Origin of the sequence: Shewanella oneidensis MR-1 (assembly GCF_000146165.2) — a bacterium.
In the GTDB taxonomy this organism is placed as follows: Bacteria; Pseudomonadota; Gammaproteobacteria; order Enterobacterales; family Shewanellaceae; genus Shewanella; species Shewanella oneidensis.
The window spans coordinates 2,848,905-2,875,676 of record NC_004347.2 but is presented as its reverse complement, the minus strand read 5'-3'; the positions used below and the strand labels follow the sequence as shown (position 1 = coordinate 2,875,676).

Annotated in this window: 20 protein-coding genes and 9 tRNA genes; 22 read left to right on the top strand and 7 right to left on the bottom strand. The window is 46.1% G+C overall.

What is annotated here, in order from left to right:
* Positions 1-241: 241 nt before the first annotated feature.
* The 17 genes from SO_RS12750 (at position 242) to SO_RS12670 (ending at position 8,984) form a co-directional block, all read left to right on the top strand.
* A complete protein-coding gene (locus SO_RS12750; RefSeq protein WP_011072692.1) occupies positions 242-2,425 on the top strand; it encodes a prolyl oligopeptidase family serine peptidase in 2,184 nt (727 codons plus the stop codon).
* A gap of 169 nt (positions 2,426-2,594) precedes the next feature.
* The gene (ybgC, locus tag SO_RS12745; RefSeq protein WP_011072691.1) at positions 2,595-2,996 is read left to right on the top strand and encodes a tol-pal system-associated acyl-CoA thioesterase; all 402 of its coding nucleotides are present in this window, start codon (positions 2,595-2,597) and stop codon (positions 2,994-2,996) included.
* Positions 2,986-3,672: a protein TolQ gene (tolQ, locus tag SO_RS12740; protein ID WP_011072690.1), complete on the top strand. Its 687-nt coding sequence runs from the start codon at positions 2,986-2,988 to the stop codon at positions 3,670-3,672. Before ybgC ends, tolQ begins: the two co-directional genes overlap by 11 nt.
* Entirely contained in the window at positions 3,672-4,106 is a 435-nt protein-coding gene (tolR, locus tag SO_RS12735) for a protein TolR (protein ID WP_011072689.1), read from the top strand. The genes tolQ and tolR overlap by 1 nt, the downstream gene beginning before the upstream one ends.
* Positions 4,107-5,144: a cell envelope integrity protein TolA gene (gene tolA, locus SO_RS12730; RefSeq protein WP_011072688.1), complete on the top strand. Its 1,038-nt coding sequence runs from the start codon at positions 4,107-4,109 to the stop codon at positions 5,142-5,144.
* Positions 5,145-5,153: 9 nt separating this feature from the next.
* On the top strand, positions 5,154-6,482 hold the full coding sequence (tolB, locus tag SO_RS12725) for a Tol-Pal system beta propeller repeat protein TolB (RefSeq protein ID WP_011072687.1): 1,329 nt from the start codon (positions 5,154-5,156) through the stop codon (positions 6,480-6,482).
* A 46-nt stretch (positions 6,483-6,528) separates the two neighbouring features.
* Positions 6,529-7,062, top strand: a complete 534-nt coding sequence (gene pal / locus SO_RS12720) for a peptidoglycan-associated lipoprotein Pal (RefSeq protein WP_011072686.1) — start codon at positions 6,529-6,531, stop codon at positions 7,060-7,062.
* Between the two features lie 24 nt (positions 7,063-7,086).
* Positions 7,087-7,839: a tol-pal system protein YbgF gene (ybgF, locus tag SO_RS12715; protein WP_011072685.1), complete on the top strand. Its 753-nt coding sequence runs from the start codon at positions 7,087-7,089 to the stop codon at positions 7,837-7,839.
* Positions 7,840-7,981: 142 nt separating this feature from the next.
* Positions 7,982-8,057, top strand: a tRNA-Lys gene (locus SO_RS12710).
* A 54-nt stretch (positions 8,058-8,111) separates the two neighbouring features.
* Positions 8,112-8,187, top strand: a tRNA-Lys gene (locus tag SO_RS12705).
* Between the two features lie 33 nt (positions 8,188-8,220).
* Positions 8,221-8,311: transfer RNA gene (locus SO_RS12700), tRNA-Lys, on the top strand.
* 33 nt (positions 8,312-8,344) lie between these two features.
* Positions 8,345-8,420: transfer RNA gene (locus tag SO_RS12695), tRNA-Lys, on the top strand.
* Positions 8,421-8,453: 33 nt separating this feature from the next.
* Positions 8,454-8,529, top strand: a tRNA-Lys gene (locus SO_RS12690).
* Between the two features lie 33 nt (positions 8,530-8,562).
* A tRNA-Lys gene (locus SO_RS12685) sits at positions 8,563-8,638 on the top strand.
* A 33-nt stretch (positions 8,639-8,671) separates the two neighbouring features.
* Positions 8,672-8,760, top strand: a tRNA-Lys gene (locus SO_RS12680).
* Positions 8,761-8,799: 39 nt separating this feature from the next.
* Positions 8,800-8,875 (top strand) — tRNA-Lys (locus SO_RS12675).
* 33 nt (positions 8,876-8,908) lie between these two features.
* Positions 8,909-8,984, top strand: a tRNA-Lys gene (locus tag SO_RS12670).
* 530 nt (positions 8,985-9,514) lie between these two features.
* Here the strand turns inward: SO_RS12670 and SO_RS12665 are convergent.
* From SO_RS12665 to acs, 3 genes are all read right to left on the bottom strand, one after another.
* Positions 9,515-9,775, bottom strand: coding sequence for a GrxA family glutaredoxin (locus SO_RS12665; RefSeq protein ID WP_011072684.1), 261 nt, complete (start codon positions 9,773-9,775; stop codon positions 9,515-9,517).
* Positions 9,776-9,835: 60 nt separating this feature from the next.
* Positions 9,836-11,608, bottom strand: coding sequence for a DNA repair helicase RadD (gene radD / locus SO_RS12660; RefSeq protein WP_011072683.1), 1,773 nt, complete (start codon positions 11,606-11,608; stop codon positions 9,836-9,838).
* Between the two features lie 208 nt (positions 11,609-11,816).
* Positions 11,817-13,769, bottom strand: coding sequence for an acetate--CoA ligase (acs, locus tag SO_RS12655; RefSeq protein ID WP_011072682.1), 1,953 nt, complete (start codon positions 13,767-13,769; stop codon positions 11,817-11,819).
* A 175-nt stretch (positions 13,770-13,944) separates the two neighbouring features.
* Between acs and SO_RS12650 the strand changes: the two genes are divergently transcribed.
* Positions 13,945-17,382 carry a hybrid sensor histidine kinase/response regulator gene (locus SO_RS12650; protein WP_011072681.1) on the top strand — a complete coding sequence of 1,146 codons (3,438 nt, stop codon included), beginning with the start codon at positions 13,945-13,947 and terminating at the stop codon, positions 17,380-17,382.
* Positions 17,383-17,401: 19 nt separating this feature from the next.
* Here SO_RS12650 and bioA read toward each other — a convergent pair whose 3' ends face one another.
* Positions 17,402-18,787 carry an adenosylmethionine--8-amino-7-oxononanoate transaminase gene (gene bioA / locus SO_RS12645; protein ID WP_011072680.1) on the bottom strand — a complete coding sequence of 462 codons (1,386 nt, stop codon included), beginning with the start codon at positions 18,785-18,787 and terminating at the stop codon, positions 17,402-17,404.
* Positions 18,788-18,909: 122 nt separating this feature from the next.
* On the opposite strand from bioA, the gene bioB reads away from it, so the two are divergent.
* The 4 genes from bioB to bioD all read left to right on the top strand — a co-directional run bounded on the left by bioB (position 18,910) and on the right by bioD (position 23,087).
* Positions 18,910-19,962, top strand: coding sequence for a biotin synthase BioB (gene bioB / locus SO_RS12640; protein WP_011072679.1), 1,053 nt, complete (start codon positions 18,910-18,912; stop codon positions 19,960-19,962).
* A 221-nt stretch (positions 19,963-20,183) separates the two neighbouring features.
* On the top strand, positions 20,184-21,389 hold the full coding sequence (locus tag SO_RS12635) for an aminotransferase class I/II-fold pyridoxal phosphate-dependent enzyme (protein WP_011072678.1): 1,206 nt from the start codon (positions 20,184-20,186) through the stop codon (positions 21,387-21,389).
* A gap of 120 nt (positions 21,390-21,509) precedes the next feature.
* A complete protein-coding gene (gene bioC / locus SO_RS12630) occupies positions 21,510-22,337 on the top strand; it encodes a malonyl-ACP O-methyltransferase BioC (RefSeq protein ID WP_011072677.1) in 828 nt (275 codons plus the stop codon).
* Between the two features lie 54 nt (positions 22,338-22,391).
* Positions 22,392-23,087, top strand: coding sequence for a dethiobiotin synthase (gene bioD, locus SO_RS12625; RefSeq protein WP_011072676.1), 696 nt, complete (start codon positions 22,392-22,394; stop codon positions 23,085-23,087).
* Positions 23,088-23,169: 82 nt separating this feature from the next.
* Here bioD and SO_RS12620 read toward each other — a convergent pair whose 3' ends face one another.
* The 3 genes from SO_RS12620 to SO_RS12610 all read right to left on the bottom strand — a co-directional run bounded on the left by SO_RS12620 (position 23,170) and on the right by SO_RS12610 (position 26,743).
* A complete protein-coding gene (locus SO_RS12620; protein WP_011072675.1) occupies positions 23,170-24,138 on the bottom strand; it encodes a DUF3187 family protein in 969 nt (322 codons plus the stop codon).
* Between the two features lie 521 nt (positions 24,139-24,659).
* Positions 24,660-25,819 (bottom strand): IS3-like element ISSod1 family transposase gene (locus SO_RS12615; RefSeq protein WP_141135407.1). Its coding sequence is split into 2 segments (ribosomal slippage): positions 24,660-25,570 and positions 25,570-25,819, totalling 1,161 coding nucleotides; the frame shifts between segments, so codons are not numbered across the junction.
* A gap of 165 nt (positions 25,820-25,984) precedes the next feature.
* Positions 25,985-26,743 (bottom strand): IS5-like element ISSod6 family transposase, encoded by a 759-nt coding sequence (locus tag SO_RS12610; RefSeq protein ID WP_011071076.1) that lies wholly within the window; start codon positions 26,741-26,743, stop codon positions 25,985-25,987.
* Between the last annotated feature and the right edge of the window lie 29 nt (positions 26,744-26,772).

Genomic DNA, 26,772 nt, shown 5'->3' with positions numbered 1-26,772 from the left:
GATTGGTTAAGTGATCTGCCTCACTTAAGTCACTATTTAGCTTGATTAATAACTTGTCAGTCATAATTAATGCATAAAAATACACTTCAATAAGCTCATCATTGCTAACAATTTGTTAAATTTGACTCAGACCCTAGATAGCTTCATCTTCTGCAACAGCATTGCCATGAAATTTTTTGCTTGTATAGTACTTGCTGCAAAAGATCGTTAAGCCGGAAATCACCAAAAGGACGATAATAAGATGGCATTAAGATTTCGCCTTGCTCAGCAAGGTTTATTAGTGGCCACATTGGGTATGGCGTTGGCCGCCTGCCAGAGTGGGAATACGCCAGAAGAAGCTGCTGCGCAGCAGATCAGCGCAAACAAATTGGTTTACCCTGAGACGGAAAAAGACGCCTTAGTCGAAACCATCCATGGTGTTGCGGTGGCGGATCCTTACCGTCATCTTGAGGAAAATACCCCAGAAACAGAAAGCTGGGTCAAAGAACAACAGGCTTTTGGTCAAGCTTATTTGGCGAAAATCCCAAATAAGCAAGTTGTCGTTGATCGTATTACGGAACTTTGGAATTACGAGAAGATCTCTGCTCCCTTCGAGAATGGCGATAACCAATTTTATTACCGTAATGATGGTTTGCAAGCGCAATCAGTCCTTTATGTAAAAGGCAAAGATGGGGTTGAGAAAGCCGTGCTCGATCCCAATAGTTTTTCCGCCGACGGCACTGTGGCGTTGTCTGGCGTATCGGTGAGTAATGACGGCAAAATTTTAGCTTATGGCGTGTCTAAGTCGGGCTCTGATTGGCAGCAATGGCAGTTTATTGATATTGCAACAGGTAAAAAGCTCAACGATGAACTGAGCTGGATTAAGTTCTCAAGCGCAGTGTGGGATAAGGAAAACCAAGGTGTTTTCTATGCTCGTTATGATGCGCCTGCGGGGGGGGATTTACTGGCTGATGTGAACTTTAATCAAAAAGTTTACTACCATAAATTAGGTACCGATCAGCGCCAAGATTTATTGATTTACGAGCGCCCACAAAATAAAGATTGGGGATTCGGCATTGATGTATCTGAGAAGGGTGAATATTTACTGCTGTCGATTTCGCAAGGTACGGACAAACGTAATCGTTTCTTCTATAAATCGCTATTTGAGCCTAAAGCCCAAGTGGTTGAATTAATCCTCAAGCTCGAAGCAGAGTATGAGTTTTTAGGCAATGACGGTACGGTTTTTTATTTCAAAACCGATTTAGATGCACCTAACGGTAAAGTGATAGCCATCGATACGCGCAATAGCGACAAATCCCAGTGGCAAACCATTATTCCTGAATCGAAAGATCCCATTAATAAAGTCGCCATTATCAATGACCATTTAGTCGTGAGCTATTTACACGATGTATTAGGGCAATTATCGATTTTCAGTATGGGCGGCCAGAAGCGCCAAGAAGTGACTTTACCGGGTAAGGGCAATGTGGCGGGGCCTTTTGGTAAGGCGAGTAAAGACTATTTCTACTATGTCTTTAACAGCTATATTCAACCTGAAACCACCTATAAGTTTGATTTTAAAACCGCAGAGTCGACTGTTGTGGCTAAACCACAGGTGTCATTTAATCCCGATAACTACGTATCTGAGCAAGTGTTCTACACTAGCAAAGACGGTACCCGCGTCCCGATGATGCTGTCCTATAAAAAGGGCTTAGTCAGGAATGGCCAAAATCCAACCTTGCTTTATGCCTACGGTGGTTTTGCGATTTCGATGACGCCGCGTTTTAGCCCTGCCAACATTGCTTGGTTAGATATGGGCGGTATTTACGCCGTACCAAGTCTACGTGGTGGCGCGGACTACGGTGAAAGCTGGCATCAGGCAGGCATGTTCGATAAAAAGCAAAATGTGTTTGATGACTATTTTGCCGCGGCCGAATACCTTATCAACGAAAAATACACCAATAGCACTAAGTTAGGTGCCTATGGTCGCAGTAATGGCGGTTTGTTGATGGGGGCTGCGCTGACGCAAAGGCCTGAACTGTTCGCTGCAGTATTACCCGCAGTTGGCGTGCTCGATATGCTGCGGTTCCACAAGTTTACCATCGGCTGGGCTTGGACCAGTGAGTACGGTAGCGCTGACAATGCTGAGCAGTTCCCTGCATTATTAGCGTATTCGCCTTACCATAACGTCAAAGCGCAGGCTTATCCTGCTACTATGGTGATGACCGCTGACCATGATGACCGTGTGGTACCATTACACAGCTTTAAGTTTGCAGCCATGATGCAAGAAAAGCAGCAGGGTGATAAACCTGTGATTATGCGTATTGAGTCCAATGCAGGTCACGGCGCTGGTAAACCAACGTCGATGAAGATTGACGAGTTTGCCGATATTTACAGCTTTCTGTGGCAAAGCTTTGGTCTCACATTACCGCAAACGCTCGCAAAATAGCTAACTATGTTAATTTAATGGGGTCGTTTGACCCCATTGTCATTTACAAATCCCTCAATTGCGCTCAAACCCGCGCTAACCCTATCTATATCTTCGTTGGGTCATTCACAAGTGTTGTTTCCCTAGGTATAGTAGCGTCAATTTTTCAACCAAAATTTGCTGATTTCAAATGACGTTTAATTGGCCCATTTCAGTCTATTACGAAGATACTGACGCTGGCGGCGTTGTCTATCATTCGAACTATCTCAATTTTTTTGAGCGGGCACGCACCGAGTGGTTAAAAGCCTTAGGCGTAAGTCAGACTGCACTGTTAGCCGATGATACGGCGTTTGTGGTCAAGCGAGCGGAACTTGATTTTAAAAAAGCCGCACGTTTTGAACAGAACCTTATTGTAGAAACTAAGGTCATAGAGTTGAAAAAGGCCTCGTTGGTATTTCACCAACGTCTGGTTGATCATCTGGGTGACTGTTATTGTGAGGGCACAGTGCTGGTGGCCTGTGTTGCGTTATCACGTATGCGTCCCCGAGCAATTCCCTTAAATATTGTGCAGGAGTTTGACAGTGCAAGCTGATATGTCGTTTATCGGGTTATTTTTACAAGCCAGTTTATTAGTGAAATTCGTGATGTTCACTTTACTTGGATTGTCGATTATGTCTTGGACGGTGATTTTGCAACGCCGTAGCTTATTGACAGGTGCAAAAAATAAATCGGCAAAGTTTGAGGATAAATTTTGGTCAGGCGTCGACTTAAACCGCCTGTATAAAGAATTATCGGCGCGCCCAGATAATACGGGCTTAGAGTCATTATTTGTAACGGGCTTTAAAGAATATTCACGTTTAAATAAATTAAACAGCAAAGTGCCTGATGCGGTGATGGATGGAACTTCGCGGGCGATGCGCGTGACTTTATCCCGTGAATTAGAAAAGTTAGAAGCCAACTTACCGTTATTGGCAACCATTGGTTCCACTAGTCCTTATATCGGTTTGTTTGGTACGGTATGGGGGATTATGAATTCATTTATCGCGATTGGTTCAATGGAAAACGCAACCCTAGCCATGGTGGCTCCCGGTATTGCAGAAGCTCTGATCGCAACGGCAATGGGTCTGTTTGCCGCAATCCCAGCTGTTATTGCCTATAACCGTTTTGCGACACAAGTTGAAAAGCTAGAAATTGCCTACGCTAACTTTATGGAAGAGTTTTCTAGCATCCTGCACCGCCAAGCATATAGTGAGAAGGAAGGGGCATAATGCAAGTCGGTTATCAGCGTAAACGTCGTCGCCCCGTTGCTGAAATCAACGTGGTACCCTATATCGACGTCATGCTCGTGCTACTGATCATTTTTATGGTAACAGCACCGATAGTGACACAAGGGGTTAAAGTGGAGCTGCCTCAAGGGGCGGCCGAAGTGTTGCCTGCAGACAGTAAGCCACCAGTTGTGGCGTCTATCGATGCAGATGGTGCTTATTTCCTCAATCAAGGCGGCTCCAATAATGAAGAGATGGAATTGGAAGAGTTAGCGACTGCCGTGGCGGCGATTATGGTGACTGAACCTCAGCGCCCAGTGGTCGTGAAAGCCGATAGAACCATTCCTTATGATAACGTGATCCAATTGATGGTGACCTTGCAACAGGCAGGTGTTCCCTCAGTCGGTTTGATGACGGATTCACCCAAGGAGAAATAGGTGGCGGATAATTCAAATGTTGCATTACCTCTGTCAATTTCAGCAGGTATTCATATTGGCGTGATAATTATTCTGGCCATTGGCATAGATTTCACCCATAAACCTGAACCTGTGCAACAAGTTAGCGCCCCTGCAGTAAAAGCTGTTATGGTTGATCAGCAACAAGTGGCTAATCAAGTTGAAAAGCTTAAGCAGGAAAAGCGCGATACCGAGCGTCGTGAACGTGAACGCCAAGCTGAACTTGAGCGCAAAGCACAGGAAGCGAAGCAGGCTCGCGAGCGTGAACAAGCTCAGCTTAAACAGCTAGCCGAAGAGCGTAAACAGCAGGAAATTGAGACCCAAAAGGCTAATGAAGCTGCAAAAGCCGCTCAATTAAAACAGCAACAGGAAAAGGAAAAAGCGCAAAAAGCCGAAGCCGATCGCAAGCTGAAAGAGCAAGAGCGTAAGCTTGCTGAAGACGCTGCCCAAAAAGCGGCGGAAAAACGCAAAGTAGAAGAAGCTGCTGTTGCAAAAGCCGAGGCTGACCGTAAGCAGAAGGAAGCAGAAGCCAAGGCGAAAGCAGAGGCAGATGCTAAGGCCAAAGCTGATAAAGCCAAGGCTGATGCAGAGGCGAAAGCAAAAGCTGAAGCTAAGGCAAAAGCGGATGCTAAGGCGAAAGCGGATGCTGAAGCTAAAGCACTTGCTCAACAGGAGCAAGAAATGGCCGATGCATTAGCAGCAGAGCAGGCTGCCTTATCGCAAACCATGAATAAGCAAATGCAGACAGAAGTGGGCAAATATACCGCTATGATTAAATCAACGATTCAACGTAACCTGGTGGTTGATGAGTCGATGCGTGGTAAAACTTGTACCGTTTCAGTGCGTTTAGCTAATGATGGTTTTGTGATCAGCAGCCAGACTCAGGGCGGTGATCCTAATGTTTGCCGAGCAACCAAAGCGGCGATTTTAAAAGCAGGCAAGTTACCCGTGTCTCCGGATCCTGCGGTTTATAACTTGATGAAAGAAATTAACTTAATCGTTGAACCAACGTTTAATTAAAGGAGTCCCATGAAAATTTTGGCAAAATGGTTAACATTGGTGGTACTGCTTTGTACCACCCCCGCAAAAGCGGCACTGGATATTGTGATCACTGAAGGTGTGGATGCGGCCCGTCCTATCGCTGTGATGCCATTCCAATGGCAAGGCGCAGGTGCGCCACCGCAGGCAATCGCCGATGTGGTCATGTCTGACTTAGTGCGCAGTGGTACGTTTAAACCCTTAGATGAATTAGGTTTACCGCAACGCGGTATTGGTGCATTAGCGCAGTTTGATGCGAATGCTTGGACTAACGTGAGTGCAGAAGCGTTGGTGGTTGGTTCAGTCAAACCTTATGGTGCGGATCAGTTTCTGGTGAGCTTTGAGCTTATCGATCTGGTTAAAGCGCAAAACCAAGCCCTAAAGGGCTCCGCAAATCCAACGGAATTGTTGATGGATAGTCGCCAGACCGTGATTTCTGCGACGCAGTTTCGTCAATATGGCCATAGGATCAGTGATATTGTCTATGAAAAGCTGACGGGTATTCGTGGTGCCTTCTTGACCCGTATTTCCTACGTGGTGGTGAATCATAGCCAGAAAGCGGCTTATTCACTGATGATCGCTGACTATGACGGTTACAACGAGCAAATGTTACTGCGCTCTCCAGAGCCTTTAATGTCACCCGCTTGGTCACCCGATGGTCGCCGTTTAGCGTATGTGAGTTTTGAAAACAAAAAGGCTGAAATTTTTGTTCAGGATCTTTACACCCAAGTCCGTACTAAGGTGAGTAGTTTCTCTGGCATTAACGGTGCGCCTTCTTTTTCACCTGACGGTAAATCATTGGCCGTGACTCTCTCTAAGGATGGTCAACCCGAAATTTACGTCATTGATATTGCCACTAAGGCAATTAAACGAATTACCAACCACTATTCCATCGATACTGAGCCTTCATGGTATCCCGATGGTAAGTCATTGTTGTTTACCTCCGAGCGTGGTGGTAGACCACAGTTATATCGTGTAGATTTAAATTCAGGCAAAGTGACCCGTGAAACCTTTGAAGGTGAATGGAATTTAGGTGGTTCTATTACCCCTGATGGTCGCAGCATGATTTTTGTGAATCGCACAAATGGTAAATTTAATATTGCACGTATGGATTTAAGTACGCGCTTTATGCAGGTGCTGACATCGACGCGTTTGGATGAATCTCCAAGTGTGGCCCCCAATGGTACTATGGTGATTTATGGCACTACGCATCAAGGCAAACAAGTTTTAGCTGCTGTCTCTACGGACGGACGCTTTAAAGCGAGATTACCGGCAGGTCAGGGCGAGGTGAAATCACCTTCTTGGTCTCCGTTTCTCTAATGTATTAGCTTGATTTATTAACATTTAATTTTATAAGGAACAAGTAATGGATCTGAACAAGTTGTTAAAAGCTATGTTGGTAGCACTTCCAATTATGGCTATTAGTGCGTGTAGCTCAACTTCTGAATCAGAAACTGATGCTATGGGCTCGACTAGCGGTTCTGGTAGTGAACTCAATGGTGGTGTTCAAACCGGCGGTATTGGTGGAATGTTGTCACCTGAAGAGCAACAACGTCAGGAACTCGAGCAGTTGAGAAAAGAGCATATCATTTACTTCGATTTCGACCGCAGTGAAGTTCAAACTGAATATGCAGCGGTACTCGAAGCTCACGGTACTTACTTAGTAGAGCACCCAAGTGTACGAGTATTGATTGAAGGTCATGCCGACGAGCGTGGTACGCCAGAATACAACATCGCACTAGGTGAGCGTCGTGCTAAAGCTGTTGCTAAATACTTACAAGGTATGGGTGTACAACCAAGCCAAATGAGCATCGTAAGCTACGGCGAAGAGAAGCCACTTGACTTTACTCGTACCGATGAAGGTTTTGCTAAAAACCGTCGTGCAGTTTTAGTTTACTAAGATTGAATTACGGAGAGTAACGAGATGAAACGTGCCGTCTTAATTACGGCAATGTTCTTCGGCGCAGGGGCTGCAGTTGCAGCTCCTGCTCCTGTTGAAGACCTTGCTGGTGGTTCAGGTGATGACAGACTCGCTCGTTTAGAGCGCATTGTAAAATCGAGACAACAAAGCGAAATTGATATGCAGCGCCGTCTGGATACTTTGCAGCAAGAAGTTCTCGACTTACGTGGTTTGACTGAACAACAGAATTATCAAATAGAGCAGATGCAGCAACGTCAGCGTCAGCTTTACGATGAAATCGCTAATTTATCCTCTAAAGCGACTGCCACACCAGCCGCTTCTGTCCCCGCAACGCCAGCTGCTGTTGCAGCAACCGCTAATGCGGCCGCAAGTAGCTTAAGTGAAACGGCGAGCTACGAAAGTGCGGTTAACTTAGTGCTGAAAGAGCGCAAGTATGATGATGCTATTCCTGCCTTTCGTGCTTTCATTAAACAGTACCCAGACTCAGTCTATGCGGCCAATGCAAACTATTGGTTAGGACAGTTGTTGTTTAATAAGAGTGAGTTTGCTGAAGCTAAGCAAGTATTCAATACGGTCGTGACCCGTTTTAGTGATTCCAATAAACGTGGCGACAGTTTAGTTAAGCTTGGCATGATCGCAGAGAAAACGGGCGATAAAGCTGGCGCGACTCAATATTACCAACAAGTGGTGAAAGACTACGCCAACAGTGCCGCAGCGCGCATTGCCCAACAACAATTGGCTGCAATTAAAGCGTAATTAACTAAAAAACATACTCTTAGTCTGTTTTTCATGCAAACGACAAAAAATTGGGAATTTACGCTTGCATGGGGAAATGAAAAAGGTATTATAGGCGCCCTCGGAACGGCGAGGTCGTTCGGGGCGCAAAATACCTGTATGTGGGTCGTTAGCTCAGTCGGTAGAGCAGTTGGCTTTTAACCAATTGGTCGAAGGTTCGAATCCTTCACGACCCACCACTTATTTTAATAAATAGAATAAGTTAGCGGTATTTGAAGTGTAGTAAATTAGTTGGGTCGTTAGCTCAGTCGGTAGAGCAGTTGGCTTTTAACCAATTGGTCGAAGGTTCGAATCCTTCACGACCCACCACTTTCTGAAGTGTAAAATCAGAGTCTAATAGATGGGTCGTTAGCTCAGTCGCTTTTTTTATAAAGCTAGGGCAGTTGGCTTTTAACCAATCAGTCGAATGGTTTAAATACTTCACGACCCACCACTTACTGAAGTGTAAAATCAGCATTCACTAGATGGGTCGTTAGCTCAGTCGGTAGAGCAGTTGGCTTTTAACCAATTGGTCGAAGGTTCGAATCCTTCACGACCCACCACTTACTGAAGTGTAAAATCAGCGTTCACTAGATGGGTCGTTAGCTCAGTCGGTAGAGCAGTTGGCTTTTAACCAATTGGTCGAAGGTTCGAATCCTTCACGACCCACCACTTACTGAAGTGTAAAATCAGCATTCACTAGATGGGTCGTTAGCTCAGTCGGTAGAGCAGTTGGCTTTTAACCAATTGGTCGAAGGTTCGAATCCTTCACGACCCACCACTTTCTGAAGTGTAAAATCAGAGTCCAATAGATGGGTCGTTAGCTCAGTCGCTTATGTTATAAAAGCTAGGGCAGTTGGCTTTTAACCAATCAGTCGAATGGTTTTAACCCTTCATGATTCAGCACTTTTCTGAAAGTGTAAAATTCAGAGTTCACCAGATGGGTCGTTAGCTCAGTCGGTAGAGCAGTTGGCTTTTAACCAATTGGTCGAAGGTTCGAATCCTTCACGACCCACCACTTACTGAAGTGTAAAATCAGAGTCCAATAGATGGGTCGTTAGCTCAGTCGGTAGAGCAGTTGGCTTTTAACCAATTGGTCGAAGGTTCGAATCCTTCACGACCCACCAATCTCTTTTACCTGTAAAAATTCCAAATAATTCATACTTTTTGTTAATTCATACTCCTTGTACTGAAAATCTTTTTATGTCGTTCTTCATTTGTACCATAGATTTTTTACTAATGCTTACATCATTAATTGATGGCTTATTAAAACGGACATTTTTCAGCGATCATAGTGATGGTTTGCAAGTTATCGGTAATCCCCCCTCAATTGACCTGTAACAGAGACTGCTCTTTGATTTGGGTGCCAGTATGAAGTGGATTATTCCTATCACGTGACCGTATCTTGTATGTTGACGGCTGATGCAGTTGTATCAATAGGTAATGAAGTCAATATGGTCGTCTATTGTTGCTATATGCTTTATTCGTCCTACAAACCGCTGACTTTGGGGCGATATTGGAATGCGCAGATTAGTCAAAAAAAGGGTGATGATGGTGATTTATGCCGGATTATGTTCTCGGCGAAATACATACTTTAACGGCTGACTTAAATAATGAAAAAGGAGACCTCAGGTCTCCTTTTTATTTCGTATTAGGATTAACCTAATAGATTGTTATCACGAACATATTGTTCGAAATCGGTGCAGCCGCCAACGTGTTTTTCATCCACGAAAATCTGTGGCACAGTTTCAACTGGCTTACCGACGGTTTTTTCGAGATCCGCTTTAGAAATCCCTTCAGCGTGGATATCTACATATCTAAATTTAAAGTCATCACGTTTTTCAACGAGTTGTTCTGACAGTTGTACTGCGCGCACACAATAAGGACAGCCAGGACGGCCAAAAATAACAACGTACATAATAGCTCCTTAGATTTTCTTTAAGCGTTTTATACCATAGCGCTAACCGAATTGATAATGTCAGATGTGTTTATTTTCAGTTTGATAGCGCCCTTGGTAATCGAAATAGCTTTCGAGCAAATCCCAGCCTTTTTTGTGCTTTTTCAGCAGTAAGAGATCCGGCATTTTAAAGGTGGCGCTATCGGCAATCAGCTCTGATACTTGTTTGTATTGCTTAGGTTTAAGGCCCGGTGTGCGACTATGGGGAAAAATAAACAGCGCATATAAGGCACGCCATTGGGCGGGCGTTTGCAGCTTAAAGTGCCGATTAAACTCATTTCCGTCAATGTCTAGATATTGCACCTTAAGATCGCCCGCATCGTCCATTAAGGTCATGTGTTGGCAACGAAATAGATGATGGTGCTGCTTATTCAGCACTTGCTTAAGGCGTTTATCGGGGTCGATTAAGGTTGATTGGCAATGCTGGCAAATGCGTGCGGCAATGTCATTTTCTTGTCCGCAATCAGGGCAGGATTTAGCGCGAAATCGAAAATCACATTGCTGTTTTTTCCCGTGATGCTCAACTATACCCTGACAACGACGGCCAAAGTGCTCGATAATATCGCCGTCATCGTCCGTCAATCCCCAAAAAATATTGGCAAATTGGCAGACAGGGCAGTGTACTTGTACCGGAACCGATTTGCTATTTGGTTTGGCTTGACCGACTTCTGGAAAATACAAATCATAGCCATTAGCCGCGTAATCAATCACTAAGCAATCTTTTTTGCCCTCGCAAATCCTAAGACCACGGCCAATCATTTGCTGAAACAAGCTCACCGATGCGGTGGGGCGTAAAATTGCAATCAAATCCACATGGGGCGCATCGAACCCTGTGGTTAATACCGCTACGTTGACGAGGAACTTAAGCTCTCTTGCCTTAAATCGTTCGATAAGCTCATCACGTTCATTATCTGGGGTTTGTGCGGTGACTATCGCAGTTTGCTCGCGGTGCTCCTTATTAAGTTGACTGACGATTTCTTCTGCATGGCGCACCGTTGCCGCAAAAATAATGATCCCTTGGCGATGATGACTTAGCTCAATCAGTTGTTTAACAATGGCCGTGGTTGCGCGTCCTGCGTGGTTCAGTAAATCATTGACTTGGGCTTCAGGGTATTCACCATTCTTATTGGCTTTTATTTGGCTAAAGTCATATTGGGCACTTAAGCCGTCAAATAAGGTTGGCGCGGTTAAGTAGCCTTGTTTAATTAGCGGCCTAATGGGAAGCTCAAAAATACATTGTTCGAATATTCCAAGCTCGGGGGAGCCGACTTTACCATGGTAGTGGCGTTTGTAAATCCAGCCTGTGCCGAGCCGATAGGGAGTGGCAGTAAGGCCTAATAATTTCAATTGGGGATTACGTTGCTGCAAGTGGCTTAATAGCTGCTGATATTGACTGGTTTTTTCGAGGCTGACCCTGTGGCATTCATCGATAATCACTAGCGAGAAGGGCTCATTGAATTGGCCTAAGGCGCGAGCGGCAGATTGGATACTGGCGACAACGGTTTTGCCGACACTTGATTTTTTATTAAGCCCTGCGGAATAAATACTGGCCTCAGTGGTCAGTAATCCTACCTTTTGTGCGTTTTGCGCCACCAATTCTTTCACATGGGTTAAGACGAGCACTCGTCCTCTTGCAATACGAGCCAGTTCGGCGATGACGATACTTTTCCCCGCCCCAGTAGGCAGGACTAACACGGCGGAATCGGTGCTTTTTTTAAAGTGTACGATGGCGGCATCAACGGCTTGTTGCTGATAGTCCCTGAGGATAACGCTTGGGCTAGAATTAACTGACACGTTATTAGATATCTTGGTTGACCTAAACGAGTCGGCAAGCTTAACACAGAACCAAAAAAATGCCCCTTGGTTGGTGGGGCAAGTAAGAGAAAGGGCAATCGGGTTCTTTCTCAAGATGTCCTAATTCAAACGAAAATATGATCAAATGAATAGGAGATAACGCTGCGCTTAATCGTGACTGTTGACGACTAAGCGCGGGTACTTGGAGTTACTCGTTGCGATTTAAGCGAGTCTCAATCAAGGTTTCAATCACGGCTGGGTCTGCCAGTGTTGATGCATCCCCTAAATTGGTCACTTCGTTAGCGGCAATCTTACGCAGGAAGCGGCGCATGATTTTGCCAGAACGGGTCTTAGGCAATCCTGTCGCCCACTGGATAAGATCCGGTGTGGCTAAGGCGCCAATTTCCTTACGAACCCATTGGCGCAGTTCTTGGCGAAGTTCTTCACTTTCTTCTGTGCCGCGGGTTAAGGTGACATAGGCATAAATCCCTTGGCCTTTAATATCATGGGGATAGCCCACAACTGCGGCCTCAGCGACCAGCTCGTGTGAAACCAGCGCACTTTCGACTTCGGCGGTACCTAATCTGTGGCCAGAGACGTTAATCACATCGTCCACACGGCCTGTGATCCAGTAATAACCATCTTCATCGCGGCGAGCGCCGTCACCAGTGAAATACATGCCGCGGAAGGTTTTAAAATAGGTGAGTACGAATCTTTCATGGTCGCCATACACGGTACGCATTTGGCCTGGCCATGAGTCGAGCAGCACTAAGTTACCTTCGGTTGCACCTTCTAAAATGTTACCCATGTTGTCCACAAGCGCGGGTTGCACGCCAAAGAAGGGGCGAGTCGCCGAGCCTGGTTTGGTATCGGTTGCGCCTGGCAGTGGGGTGATCAAAATACCGCCAGTTTCGGTTTGCCACCAAGTATCGACAATCGGGCAATGCTCGTGGCCGATGACTTCATGGTACCAACGCCAAGCTTCTGGGTTGATTGGTTCACCTACAGAGCCCATGATGCGCAGTGAGCTGCCATTGTACTTATCAAAATGTTGCTTACCTTCGGCCATCAGTGCGCGAATAAGCGTAGGTGCAGTATAGAGAATATTGACTTTATGGCGGTCAATCATCTCGCCTAAACGCGCTGGGCTTGGGTGATTGGGTACCCCTTCGTGGATAAGCACAGTTGCGCCGTTCGCAAGAGGACCATAAACCATGTAAGAGTGACCGGTGATCCAACCTACATCGGCCGTACACCAGTAAATCTCACCGGGTTTGTAATCGAACACATATTCGTGGGTCATGGAGGCATACACCATATAACCGCCAGTAGTGTGCAATACGCCCTTTGGATTACCCGTTGAACCTGAGGTATAGAGTAAGAACAGCGGATCTTCGGCGCCCATTTCTTCGACAGCGCAATGTTCGGATGCGGTTTCAACCAGTGAATGCCACCACACATCCCGACCTTCTACCCAGTCAATCTTGCCGCCAGTACGTTTAAGTACAATGACTTTCTCAACACTGGTTACATCGGGATGTTTTAACGCATCGTCGATGTTGCGTTTGAGCGGAATGGCGCGGCCACCACGCATACCTTCATCGGAGGTGATGACGATTTTGGATTTACCATCGATAACCCGTGAGGCGATAGAATCGGGTGAGAAACCACCAAAAACAACGGAATGCACAGCACCAATGCGAGCACAGGCCAGCATCGCGACGGCGGCTTCTGGCACCATCGGCATATAAATCGTGACGATATCGCCACGGCGTACGCCTTGGCTGCGTAACGCGTTGGCAAACTTACATACTTGAGTGTGCAGCTCACCGTAGGTAATTTTACGTTGTTCGTTGGCGTTATCGCCTTCCCAAATAATGGCGACGCGATCGCTGTGCGCAGCTAGATGGCGATCTAAGCAGTTAGCTGAGGCGTTTAGGGTGCCGTCATAGAACCAGTTAATCGATAAGTTATGATCGTCAAAAGTGGTTTTTTTGATTTTAGTGTATGGCTTTATCCAATCGATCCGTTTGCCGTGCTCTCTCCAGAAACCCTCTGGATTGACAATCGACTCTTGGTACATTGTTTTATATTGATCGTTATTTACAAGTGCATTGGCAGCGATATTGCCGGAGACTTTGTAGAGAGACTGCGAGCTCATAGGGCTTCCCTTTTGAAAAATTGCGTGGCCTGAGTATGGTATGCAAGGGGGCGTCAACTCCATTAGACCTTGGTCTAGTGTTAAAATTTCCTTTATATTTAGGCTGTTGCACTCGAAAGTCTGGCTAGATTTCAGCCATTATTTATCGCACAATAATGGAAAAAAGAGCAAAAATATGAATCTCACCTTAGTCGTCGCCGTTATTGCTATTTGTTATGTATCACTTTTATTCCTTTTAGCGTGGGGAGCAGAGCGCTGGTTTAGCGGCGTCACCAAGAAGCTGCAAGTGGTCATTTATGGCTTAAGTCTGGCGGTTTATTGTTCTTCTTGGAGTTTTTTGGGCACAGTTGGACAATCAGCTAAGGATTTTTGGTCGTTCATTCCGATTTTTGTTGGCCCGATCCTTATCTTCACCTTAGGGTTTGGCATGTTGCGCAAGATGGTTTTAGTGTCAAAAGCGCAAAATATTACCTCTGTCGCCGACTTTATTGCCGCCCGTTACGGCAAGTCGCAAACCTTAGCGGCCATTGTCACCTTAATCGCAATGTTTGGCATTATGCCTTACATTGCCCTGCAACTTAAGGCGATGGTGTTTAGCCTTAACCTGTTTCAACCCGCGGATGACCCCTTAAATGGCGTTACGATTGCGCTACTTATCACCGCGCTATTAGCCATTTTTGCCATTCTTTTTGGCACTCGTAAGCTCGATGCTACCGAGCATAATCCTGGGATGATGCTGGCGATTGCTTTCGAATCCTTAGTTAAACTCGCGGCATTTTTGCTGGTGGGGATTGTGATTAGCTTTGGCGTATTTGACGGGTTTGGCGATATTTGGCAGCAGGCGAGTGATAAATCGTTAATTCATCACCCAAATCCCCGTATTGAAACCTTGATGCCCGAACTGCTTGTCGGTATGGCGGCTTTTTTGTGTATGCCGCGGCAATTCCATGTGATGGTGGTGGAGTGTGCCGATGAGTCGGTGTTGTCTAAGGGACGTTGGTTGTTTCCGCTGTATTTGGCCTTATTTGGCCTATTTGTCGGGCCATTGGCCTTAGCGGGCAAATTGATCTTGGGCGATAGCGTTGCCGCTGACACCTATGTGATTAATTTACCGCTTGCGTTAGATCATCCGCTGCTGGCGGTGATTGCGCTGTTAGGTACCTTATCTGCGGCAACCGGTATGGTGATTGTGGCTGTAGTGACAATAAGTGTCATGGTCAGTAACGAATGGCTCGTCCCTGTGGTGCTGCGTACAGGTAATATCCGCGAGAAAAACTTCAGTCAGTTTTCGCAGATGCTACTAAATGCCCGCCGCCTCGCGATTGTCATCATCCTTGGGCTGGGTTATGGCAGTTATCTGGCGTTGGCCGATAGTGATTCGCTATCACACCTTGGGATGCTGTCCTTTGGCGCATTTGCCCAACTAGCACCGGCGCTCGTCGGTGGGCTTTACTGGAAGCACGGCAATCGTGCGGGGGTGTTTTTAGGCTTAAGTGTCGGTTTTAGCTTGTGGTTTTACATCATGCTCAGTGGCATGACGGGTAACCAAAGCCCTGCGGCATTAATGTCGAGTAATATCGACCTGTTAGATGCCATCACGCCGAATGTGCGCGATGCGCTTACGGCATTATTTGCCAATATTGCCTGTTATGTGTTGGGTTCAATTTGGTTCAGGGCTGGGGTGGCTGAGCGTATTCAGGCCAGTGCTTTTGTTAGCCCGGGAAAGCTTAAAAATAATGCCAGTAAGAAAAGCGGCCCTATCTCGCAGCAGGATTTACTGATCTTAGCCAGTCGCTTTGTGAGTCCAACCCGCGCCTATGAAAGCTTTAGTCGATTCTCTACCGAAGCTGTTAAAAGTGACAGTTGGCATAAGGCTGCGACCCCTGAACTCATCGCCCATACTGAGCGCTTACTCGCTGGTGTGTTAGGCGCTTCGAGTGCTTCTTTAGTGATGGATTCTGTCTTACAAGGGCGTGACTTGGCCTTAGATGAAGTCTTTAGCCTTGTGGATGAGGCTTCATCTAAAATCATGCTCAGCCAAGATATGCTGCGTGGAGCGATTGAGCATGCCTACGAAGGGATGAGTGTTATCGATAGCGATCTTAACTTAGTGGCATGGAACTATAAATATGTTGAGTTATATCAATATCCCGAGGGATTTTTACAGCAAGGTATGCCTATCAGTGAAGTGATCCGCTTTAATGCTGCAAGGGGATATTGCGGCAGCGGCGCTATCGAGCAACAGGTTGAAAAACGTGTGCAGCATATGCGTAATGGCACACCGCATACCTCAGAGCGTCAGCGTAAAGATGGTAAAGTGATTAAAATTCAAGGTAATCCCATGCCCGATGGTGGTTTTGTGATGACTTTTACCGATATTACCCAATATCGCCAGCAGGAACGGGCGTTACTCGAAGCCAATGAAACGCTCGAATCGCGAGTAAAAGAGCGTACTTTTGAATTAGCGATGTTAAACAGTGAGCTGCTTGAGGCCAAAGCACAGGAGGAAATGGCTAACGCCTCTAAGAGCCGCTTTTTAGCGGCGGTGGGGCACGATTTAATGCAGCCACTGAATGCGGCAAGGTTGTTTACCGCCTCTTTATCCCAATATCCGAATTTAGATCGTGAGGCGCGCACCACCTTATCCCATGTGAATAGCTCGCTTAAAACCGCTGGTGAGTTGCTCACCGACTTATTGGATATTTCGAAGTTGGATTCCGGCATGGTGGACGTGAACCGCCGCGACTTTGCGATTTCAGAGCTGCTCAATGGGCTGTCGGTCGAATTTGAGGCGATGGCGGCGGACAATCAAATTCGCTTCAAGATGATCCCCTGTAGCGCGACGGTGAACTCCGATCCTTCTTTGCTTAGGCGTGTGCTGCAAAACTTTTTAACCAATGCCTACCGTTATGCCCGCGGAGGGCGAGTACTTTTTGGTTGCCGTCATCGCGGCAGTGAATTGGAGATCCAAGTGCTTGATACTGGCTGTGGGATTGATGAGCATGAAACACATGAAATCTTTAAAGAATTTAAACGCTTAAATAATCCTCGGAGTAAAAGTGTCAGCGGTTTAGGCTTAGGGTTGGCGATTGCCGATAGGATAAGCCGCGTGCTAAACCACGGTATTCAAGTGTCTTCGCAATTGGGGCGCGGCTCGGTGTTTTCTATTACTGTACCCTTAGGTGAAACCGTGCGTCAGCCGCAGGTGAAGGCATTGCCATCGTTATTACAACCGTTATCCGGGATTAAAGTGCTGTGTATCGACAATGAGGAGGCCATTCTAGCGGGGCTTGAAAGTCTACTGAGTCGTTGGCAATGCGAGGTGATTTGTGCCAAAGACTTAGCCGATGCACGGATTAAATTAGGCCTTAAAGGGGTGGCGCCCGATATCGTGTTAGCAGATTTTCACTTGGATGATGGTCAAAACGGTGTTGATGCGATGGATGGGATCCGCTCACTCTATGGCAAGGATTTACCGGGTATTTTGATTACAGCCAATACCCGCAAAGAGCTGGTGGAAGATGTGCAGCGCCGCGGTTATCACTATATGGCGAAAATGATTAAACCGGCGGCGCTGCGGGCATTGATATCAAGCCTGGTCAAAAAGGCTTAATAACTCACGCCAACGGCGATTAGCCATGGCTGATACTGATGTTTTGATCCGTGTGCCAGCCTTGACTTGCAAGCTCAGGAGTCGTGTTTGGCGGGGTAATGTTTGGCGGGGTAATAGTGGCCGCGACTTGCTTCATCGCTTGGGTGAGTTGGCTGAGCTGCGCCGAACTTATCACATAGGGCGGCATAATATAAATTAGGTTGGCAAAGGGGCGAACCCATACGCCTAGGTCGACAAATTGCTGTTGCAGCGCCGCGGTATTGACCGCTTGGTGCATTTCTAACACCCCAACCGCGCCAAGCACGCGCACTGCTTTTACGCTGGGAATATCGATGGCATCGGCAAGCTCGCGCTGCATTTGCTGCTCGATGGCAGCAACCTGTGCAGGCCACTCCTGCTGATTGATCAAATCTAAGCTGGCGCAGGCGGCGGCGCAGGCGAGGGGATTACCCATAAATGTCGGGCCATGCATAAAGACGCCTGCGGGCGATTGGCTAATGCCTTGGGCGACGTTATCCGTGCACAAGGTGGCGGCAAGGCTAATATAACCACCCGTTAAGGCTTTGCCTAGGCAGAGAATGTCGGGCGTGATGTCGGTATGTTCATAGGCAAATAATTTACCGGTTCGGCCAAAACCCGTGGCGATTTCATCGAGGATAAGCAGCACATTATATTCATCACACAGGGCACGCAGGCCACGTAAATATTCGCTACTGTAGAAGCGCATTCCCCCGGCGCCCTGCATAATCGGTTCGATAATCACGGCGGCAATGTCTTGATGTTGCTCGCGTAAAATACGCTGCATGGGCGCTAAATCGTCTTGGTGTAACGATTCACCAAAGGGCGTTTGCGGCGCGTCGACAAAACACTGTTTAATGACTGCTTCGCCAAACATGGTATGCATGCCACCTTCGGGATCGCAGACACTCATGGCAGCAAAAGTATCGCCATGGTAGCCCTTCTTTACCGTGAGAATGCGCTGTTTTTGGGCCTTTTGCGCTAAAGGTAAATCTTGCCCCTGCCAATATTGCAGCGCCATTTTGATGGCAACCTCAACGGCAATGGATCCTGAGTCGCAGAGGAAGACTTTCGTTAATGGCTCGCAGGTCATCGCCAGTAGTTTTTTGCAAAGTTCAATGGCGGGCTCGTGGGTAATACCACCAAACATGACATGGCTGAGTTGGTGCAATTGCTGCTCCATCGCCGTTAATATCGCCGGATGACCATAGCCATGCACGCAGGCCCACCAAGAACTGGTGCCATCAATAAGTTTACGGCCATCGACCAATTCCAGCTCGCAGCCTTGGGCACTGTGTACCCCGAAAACAGGAAGTGCACGAGTCATGGAGGTATAAGGGTGCCAAATATGGGCGCTATCAAAGTCAAAATCGAGTAAATTGCGCATAAAAGCTCACAGCGTTGATTGAAAATTAATCAGTGGTAAACCTGTATCACTGGTTGGCGTTGACAGTTTAAGGGCTGAGGTTATCCTAGCCAAGGTAAAATACAAAAATAAAAGGGTGTTCAATGTCGCAGTTGCAAGTTCGTCATGATTGGAAGCGGGAAGAAATCGAAGCCTTATTTGCGCTGCCGATGAATGACTTATTATTTAAAGCCCACAGTATCCACCGTGAAGAGTACGATCCTAACGAAGTGCAGATCAGCCGCTTATTGTCGATCAAAACTGGGGCTTGTCCTGAGGATTGTAAATATTGTCCGCAGAGTGCGCGTTACGACACTGGCCTTGAAAAAGAGCGTCTCTTAGCGATGGAAACCGTGCTCACCGAAGCGCGTAGCGCGAAAGCGGCGGGCGCTTCGCGTTTCTGTATGGGCGCCGCTTGGCGTAACCCGAAAGATAAAGATATGCCATACCTCAAGCAAATGGTGCAAGAGGTGAAAGCCCTCGGCATGGAAACCTGTATGACCTTAGGGATGTTAAGTGCCGAGCAAGCCAATGAGTTGGCCGAAGCAGGCCTTGACTATTACAACCACAATTTAGATACCTCGCCTGAATACTACGGCGATGTGATCACCACCCGTACCTATCAAAACCGCTTAGATACCTTAAGCCATGTGCGCGCATCGGGCATGAAAGTTTGCTCTGGCGGCATTGTCGGCATGGGCGAGAAGGCTACTGACAGAGCCGGTTTATTACAACAACTGGCTAATTTACCCCAGCATCCGGATTCTGTGCCGATCAATATGTTAGTCAAAGTAGCGGGTACCCCCTTTGAAAAACTTGATGATTTAGATCCACTCGAGTTTGTCCGAACCATCGCCGTGGCGCGTATTTTAATGCCACTGTCGCGGGTGCGTTTATCCGCAGGCCGTGAAAATATGAGCGATGAACTGCAGGCCATGTGTTTCTTTGCGGGCGCGAACTCGATTTTTTACGGCTGTAAGTTACTGACCACGCCCAACCCCGAAGAAAGTGATGATATGGGGTTGTTCCGTCGCCTGGGTTTACGCCCTGAGCAGGGCGCAGCCGCCTCTATTGATGATGAGCAAGCGGTATTAGCTAAAGCTGCGGCTTATCAAGATAAAGCTTCAGCTCAGTTTTATGATGCGGCGGCACTATAACCAAAACTTATTGCCACAGTTAAACTCGCATCTTTGGACTTGTGCTTCGTTAAGCTGTGAAGCACAAATCCCAAAGTATGATGCGGGTAGTGAGGCTCCGCGAGAATTTGAGCCATCGTTATGCCAAAGACTGAGCGAAAAATGAGTCAAGACGCCGAGTAAGCCAGCAAAGTAAAATGCAGAGCAAGACAAGTTGAGCAAGACAAGTTGAGTAAGAAAAAATGAGTTCATCACTCGAGTCAAAACTGGCTTCAAAAATCCGCGCTCGTCAGCAAGCCTTAGCAGAGCAAGGTTTGCTAAGGCAGCGTCAAGCATTATCAATCGATGCCGTGCTAAGTGACGCTGAGCCGCAGTTTTGCTTTGAGGGGCAAACTTATCTTAATTTCAGCAGTAACGACTACTTAGGGCTTTCTCGTGCGCCCGAATTGATTGCGGCGCTACACCGCGGCGCACAGCAATACGGCGTAGGCAGCGGGGCATCGCCACTGGTGACGGGTTACAGTGAGGCGCATTTAGCGCTAGAAACCAAACTGTGTAAGATAACCGGATTTGAGGCAGCGTTACTGTTTAGCTCAGGGTTTAGCGCTAATACCACGCTCTGTAAAACCCTGTTCGATAAGCAAGATGTCGTGCTGGCGGATAAACTCGTCCATGCATCGATTATTGATGGTTTGCGCGATAGTGGCGCAGATTTTAAACGCTTTTTGCACAACTCAACTGAGAGTGCGGAGCGGCTGTTAGCCAAAAACACGGTTTCAGCGCTGATCACTGAAAGTGTATTTAGCATGGATGGTGATATTGCGCCGATTAAGGCCTTATCTAGCCTTTGCCGCGCGCATAATGTGTGGTTGATTGTCGATGATGCCCATGGCTTTGGCGTGTCTGATATTTTTAATCAGCCAGCAGCCAACCTTATCGATATCCAGATAGTGACTTTTGGCAAGGCATTAGGCTGTCAAGGCGCAGCAATTCTGGGTAGTCGAGAGTTGATTGCGTTTTTAGTGAGTAATGCGCGGGAATATATTTATTCCACTGCACTGTCACCGGCCAATGCTGCGCTAGCTTTGGCCGCAGTTGAACACTGTGAAGCTCAACCTGAACTTAGGCAAAAGTTGCAGCGTAATATCTCGCTGTTCAAACAGTTATGCCAAGATGCTGATATTCCACTTCTTGGTAGTGACACCCCGATTCAACCTCTGATCATTGGCGATGCCAAGCAAACCTTATTGGTTGCGCAAAAGCTAAAAGCCATGGGGATTTGGGTTGGGGCAATTCGTCCGCCAACCGTGCCCGTAGGCTCAGCAAGATTACGTATTACCTTAAGTGCATCCCATAGCGAGGCGGCAATTCGGCGCTGCGTTAACGGCATTACGCAAGTGCTGGCCGAGTGTGTGCTGCCGAGGGTGTCTGAGCGGCCTGAACGGTAAGCCAGTGTTTGATTCAGAATATCCGGTGAATTGCAGAGCACTTCAATGCTCGGGTATTGAGTTGTTGAAAGTGAAGGGCTTGAACCTAAAAGCTCGATGTTAAAGTGAGAATAATCTGTGATGTCTATGCCGCTTGGCGTGAGTGTTAATTCCCATCAATCTGCCAGTCAGGTCGAGCATATTGCCGATCGGTTTTCTGCTGCTGCCAAGCACTATCAAGAGCATAACTGTTTACAGCGTTTAAGCGGTGCGAGTTTGTTGCAGGGATTTGTTGCCAAAGGCGCAATTCTCGATATTGGCGCAGGGCCGGGGACTGATTTCGCTAACCGAGCAATGGGCGAGGAGATGAGGGTTTATGCACTCGATATCGCTTTGGGCATGCTGCAACAGCTTAAAACGATTTACCCTGAGCACCAGTGTGTTTGCGGCAATGCCGAGCAATTACCCTTTGTAGATAGGAGTATCGATTGTATTTACTCCAATTTGGCTCTGCAGTGGTGCCATGATTTTTCAGCGGCAACCAGCGAAATGGCCAGAGTCTTAAAATCGGGTGGAGAAGCTCACCTGAGTATCGTGGCAGCAGGCAGCCTGGCTCAGTTATCTAATCTTGGTTTGAGGGTAAATGGTTTCTTATCTCTTGAAAGCTTACAAGCGGCATTTGACGACACAGATTGGCAATTTCTTGATGTGAAGCTCATGCCAATGACCGTCTATTTTCAAGATCTTAAAGCCTTACTCTATTCCATTAAAGGCGTGGGCGCATCGGTGCAATCCTCAGTACAGACAGTAACTTCTTCTGAATCCGATGCCCATTTTGGTAAATTGCGTGGCCGCCACGATTGGCAGGCTTTACAACAACGAGCAGAGCAATTTCGTGAGGCACAGGGCTTGCCTTTAACCTATCAGATCGCCCAATTTCGTGTGCGTCGCCAAGGCGGCTCGGTATAAATCTCTAGCAACGGTTTGGCGCATAGTTGGCCAACAGATTAACAGGTAAAAGGCATGTTTTTTGTAACAGGAACAGATACCGATAGCGGTAAAACCTTAGTATCGACTGCACTCTTGACCGCATTCAATCGTGACGTTCTGCGCGCAGGGTCTTCGCGCTTAAGTCTTGGGGTGAAGCCTGTTGCCTCAGGCTGTGAAATCACTGAAAAGGGTTTGCGTAACAGTGATGCATTAAAACTGATGTCGGCTTCATCCCTTAAACTGAGCTATGAGCAGGTGAATCCGATTAGTTTTGAACCTGCGATTGCACCGCATATTGCAGCAAAACAGCAGAGAGTTAATTTATCCCCCGAGGCGATTTTAGCTAAGTTGGATAGACAGGCGTGGGCACAAGCTGATTTTTGTTTGATCGAAGGAGCGGGCGGTTGGCGTTTGCCTTTAGGGGAAGGGCGCTACTTATCTGAGTTGGTACAACAGCTTAATTTACCCGTCATTCTTGTGGTGGGAATGAAACTCGGTTGTCTAAATCATGCGTTATTAACTCAAGAAGCGATATTAGCCGATGGCTTAACGGTCGCAGGTTGGGTGGCAAACTGTGTCGATCCCAATATGAGTGTGTTCGATGAAAACTTAGCGTCGCTTAAAGAGATGATGGTATCGCCTTTTCTCGGGTGTATTCCACATCTTAAGCAGGCGGATGCGGAGCATGCCGCCAATTTTATGAATATTCAGCCCTTATTGATGAAATAAGCTTATTCAAATAATAAGTTTGATATAAAAACAGAGGCTATGTCGCCTCTGTTTTTGTTTGCATAGTTTCAAAATATTGTGATTATAACTTAACGCGATAGCCAATATTAAAGGCAATATCGGTGCTGTTATCCATATTGAAATAGTTTTCAACAATAGAGAACTCTATTGCACTGGTATCTAAATAGTAACGGTAGCCGAGTAATATTTCGTTAGAGGCTTTTGAAAAATCATTTTCAGTTTCGAGTAAGCCCTGATAGTGATGTAACTCAAGCAACCAGCCATGGCGACCCGTTAAATATTCATAACCGAGATTGACGGAATAAGCATGATTATCGTAGCTTATCCCCGAAAGAACCTCATTACCCTGCCTAAAACTAACAGCTGCGGTAGAATGAATATGATGTTTTTCATAACGAAAGCTGTAATTAAGCTGTAACGCTTGTTCAAAGCTTTCATCTTCAAAGGGGCCTGAGTCGACATAGTTATAATATAGGCTGCCTCCTAAAGATAAGCCCTGATATTGGTTTTCAAACAATTGGTAGCCAACATAAAGTATGACGACATTGTTGAGGTTTTCGCCTGAGATATTTTGCTGATTAACGCCATCTTTAGAAAATATTTGATTTTGATGTTTAGCGGCATCTTCACGACCATTTTGACTAAAACCAAATGCATCATGAAACCACATAGTTACTGAGTCTAAGTGATTATCGCCACTAAAACGCCAGTGATAACTGGTATCTATCATCCATTTATCATTGACTTGCCAAGTCAGTCCTCCTTCAAGGGTGTTGTGATAGTAATCGGCAAAATAGTCATCGGTTTCAGCCCAAACACTGGCTGCACTTGCGGATAAGTGCAGCTCTTTTTGACCTTCAGGTAACGAAAACCCTGATCTTAACATCGGTGTTAAACTGCCTGCTTGGGCCGGTGATTGCGCATAGGTGCGTAAAGGACCATAGTCACTAAAATCGACGGCAGTTGCCAAGACATTCGGGGGAAACAGTAACGAAAGCGTGAGAACTGATTTCAAGTGTGAAAATGGCATAACATAAATATCCGTCTAGATGATGAGTCAGCTAGATTTGATAGGTTGAAGAAACTTAGCATGATCAAGCGAGATTAATGGATAACATTAAGATAAATGTTAACCTTTATCGCCATATTAGCATCTTGTTTACAAGTTAAATCAGCAAATAGCTGAGTAACACTAAGGCTAGCCAAAATGCTCGTCCAATCATTGGTAATAAATAATATAAGATAAGTAACGTACTTATAATTAAGAATATTGTCGTTGGCTTACGAAAATACGCAGCATTTAATGTAGGTAACTTCATTTTTTCTCTAACATATTGATGATGCGAAAAATAACTAAACACTGAATAGGATGAGCACAACAGGTAGATATCTTATAAAAACGTAGCTTGTGTGAATATTCAGCTTTTTTTGAGAGGCTAATATAACGCCGTAGGATTGGGTTGTAAATGTTATGAGACGCTAAATAGGATTCAAAAACTGGAACTGAAAATCCCTATTTTTGTTAGAGAAAAATAATCCTACTTGTACTGGTCAACCCAAACTGGACACTTTTACTTGAGAATTCTCAAACTCTACAGGTGACAGATCGTTATTAGCAGAATGAAGTCGCTCCAAGTTGTAATATTTGATGTAAGCCGTCACATCTTGCTTCATAAACTCCCTTGTTGGTTGAGCAACTTTAAAAATCCAATCGTGTTTCAAGCTACCAAAGAATCGCTCAACAACGGCATTATCCCAACACGCACCCACATCACCCATGCTGGCTCGGATACCATAGCTCGATAGCAGCCTACCGAATTGTTTACTGGTATATTGCGAGCCTCGGTCACTGTGAAATACCAGCCCTCGCGCTGGTTGTCGCAGGTTGTAGGCTTTTATTAATGCCTTGGATATCAAATCTGTGGTCATGCGTTTGTCTATGCGCCATCCCACAATCCGGCGTGAATATAAATCCATCACCACAGCTAAGTACATCCAGCCTTCACCCGTCTTTAAATAGGTCACGTCACCCGCCCAGACCTGATTAGCCGATACTGGATTAAAGTTCATGTTTAACAGGTTATCAGCCACTGCATCTGAGTGTTTTCGCTGTGTCGTCACCTTGTAAGCACATCGCTGGGTTGCTTTGAGTCGAAGGCGGTGCATAATTTTACGAACGAGATAGCGACCAACCTGGTAGCCTTCCTTGCGCAATTTCTTCACCATTTCACGATTCCCTAAGCTGCCTCGACTTTGCTTAAATAGCTGTCGAACAAGGCGATAAAGCTTCAGTGTTTCAACGCTTATCACGTTTGCAGGGCGTTTATGCCAATCGTAATAGCCTGACTTACTGACACTCATTACTCGACATAACAGTGTTATGGGAAACAGGTGAGATTGCAGTTTGATGAAACGAAATCTTACTTCATTTCTCTCGCAAAGAAGGCGCTTGCCTTTTTTAGAATTTCTTTCTCCATGCGTAATTCTTTGTTTTCTCTACGCAATCGCTTCAACTCATCACGCTCAGACTCTTCTAAGGTGATGCCTTGTTGCAGGGCTTCGTGTTTTTCCTTCCAGTTGTAAAGCAGGCTCGTGCTAACTCCAAGAGACTTTGCCGCATCGGCAACGCTATAACCTTGCTCCAGCACCATCAAGACGGCTTCATCTTTAAATGCCTGCGGATAACTCTTATGTGATTTTTTCAGACTCATATAGACCTCTTAATTTATTGACCATACTGTCTCAAAATTAAGTGTCCGATGGGATTAGACCAGAACAACTTATTCCGAAAAATACTGTGGTAAGTCATCGGAAATATTAAACTGCTTAACTGTAAGGTTATTAGGGTCTGTTGATCTTTGCTGTACAAATGTTCTTCAGCAATACATCGGCAGCCACATTAACATAAACGCCAGTGACACCATACTGGCGTAATTTCTTGCTAGCTTGTCATATCTTGTTGATATTGCTCGATAGTGCTTAATTCTTCCAAAAGCATTCTCCACTAAATGTCGATACCGATATAAGCACCAATCGACTCTTTCTTGAGGTGTATTCTTATAGCGGCGCCTTGGAATAACAGATTTCCCGCCTTTATTGGCGATAAGTTCACGAAAAGCATCGCTGTCATAACCTTTATCTGCAATGACGGTATCAACCTGCTTCAGGTGCTCAATTAAGCTGGGGGCGTGTGTAATATCGTGTTTTTGGCCTTCTGATAATTCGAAATAAATCGGTAATCCTCCGCTGTCGACGGCTAAGTGAATTTTGGTTGAATTACCGCCTCGACTTTTACCAATACTCTCATTACTTAGCGTCGCGGCACCTGCACTGTGCTGGTGAGCCCGCACTATCGAGCCATCAATAAAGACCCATTCTATATCAGCAAGGTTGGCTAAGGCCTTGAATAAATGTGCTAGAACGCCTTTCTTAGACCATAAATGAAACCGTCTAAAGACCGTGCTCCAATGACCGAACTCTTTAGGTAAATCTCGCCAAGGGATACCTGTTCTAAGGCGGTAAAGAATACCTTCGAATGTTTGTCTATGTTCAGGTTTGTCATAAACACGGCCTGTGCTTTTCATTAAATGAAATAGCTTTTCCCAGCGTGCATCGGTTAGCATAAGTCTTGGCATGGCTTGAGGTTATGGTTACTTTTGGCGAA

What these genes read in the sequence shown, in the direction of transcription:
- SO_RS12750 (WP_011072692.1), top strand. Translation starts at nt 242, where the DNA reads ATGGCATTAAGATTTCGCCTTGCTCAGCAAGGTTTATTAGTGGCCACA.
- ybgC (WP_011072691.1), top strand. Translation starts at nt 2,595, where the DNA reads ATGACGTTTAATTGGCCCATTTCAGTCTATTACGAAGATACTGACGCT.
- tolR (WP_011072689.1), top strand. Translation starts at nt 3,672, where the DNA reads ATGCAAGTCGGTTATCAGCGTAAACGTCGTCGCCCCGTTGCTGAAATC.
- tolB (WP_011072687.1), top strand. Translation starts at nt 5,154, where the DNA reads ATGAAAATTTTGGCAAAATGGTTAACATTGGTGGTACTGCTTTGTACC.
- pal (WP_011072686.1), top strand. Translation starts at nt 6,529, where the DNA reads ATGGATCTGAACAAGTTGTTAAAAGCTATGTTGGTAGCACTTCCAATT.
- ybgF (WP_011072685.1), top strand. Translation starts at nt 7,087, where the DNA reads ATGAAACGTGCCGTCTTAATTACGGCAATGTTCTTCGGCGCAGGGGCT.
- SO_RS12665 (WP_011072684.1), bottom strand. Translation starts at nt 9,775, where the DNA reads ATGTACGTTGTTATTTTTGGCCGTCCTGGCTGTCCTTATTGTGTGCGC.
- acs (WP_011072682.1), bottom strand. Translation starts at nt 13,769, where the DNA reads ATGAGCTCGCAGTCTCTCTACAAAGTCTCCGGCAATATCGCTGCCAAT.
- SO_RS12650 (WP_011072681.1), top strand. Translation starts at nt 13,945, where the DNA reads ATGAATCTCACCTTAGTCGTCGCCGTTATTGCTATTTGTTATGTATCA.
- bioA (WP_011072680.1), bottom strand. Translation starts at nt 18,787, where the DNA reads ATGCGCAATTTACTCGATTTTGACTTTGATAGCGCCCATATTTGGCAC.
- bioB (WP_011072679.1), top strand. Translation starts at nt 18,910, where the DNA reads ATGTCGCAGTTGCAAGTTCGTCATGATTGGAAGCGGGAAGAAATCGAA.
- SO_RS12635 (WP_011072678.1), top strand. Translation starts at nt 20,184, where the DNA reads ATGAGTTCATCACTCGAGTCAAAACTGGCTTCAAAAATCCGCGCTCGT.
- bioC (WP_011072677.1), top strand. Translation starts at nt 21,510, where the DNA reads ATGTCTATGCCGCTTGGCGTGAGTGTTAATTCCCATCAATCTGCCAGT.
- bioD (WP_011072676.1), top strand. Translation starts at nt 22,392, where the DNA reads ATGTTTTTTGTAACAGGAACAGATACCGATAGCGGTAAAACCTTAGTA.
- SO_RS12620 (WP_011072675.1), bottom strand. Translation starts at nt 24,138, where the DNA reads ATGCCATTTTCACACTTGAAATCAGTTCTCACGCTTTCGTTACTGTTT.
- SO_RS12610 (WP_011071076.1), bottom strand. Translation starts at nt 26,743, where the DNA reads ATGCCAAGACTTATGCTAACCGATGCACGCTGGGAAAAGCTATTTCAT.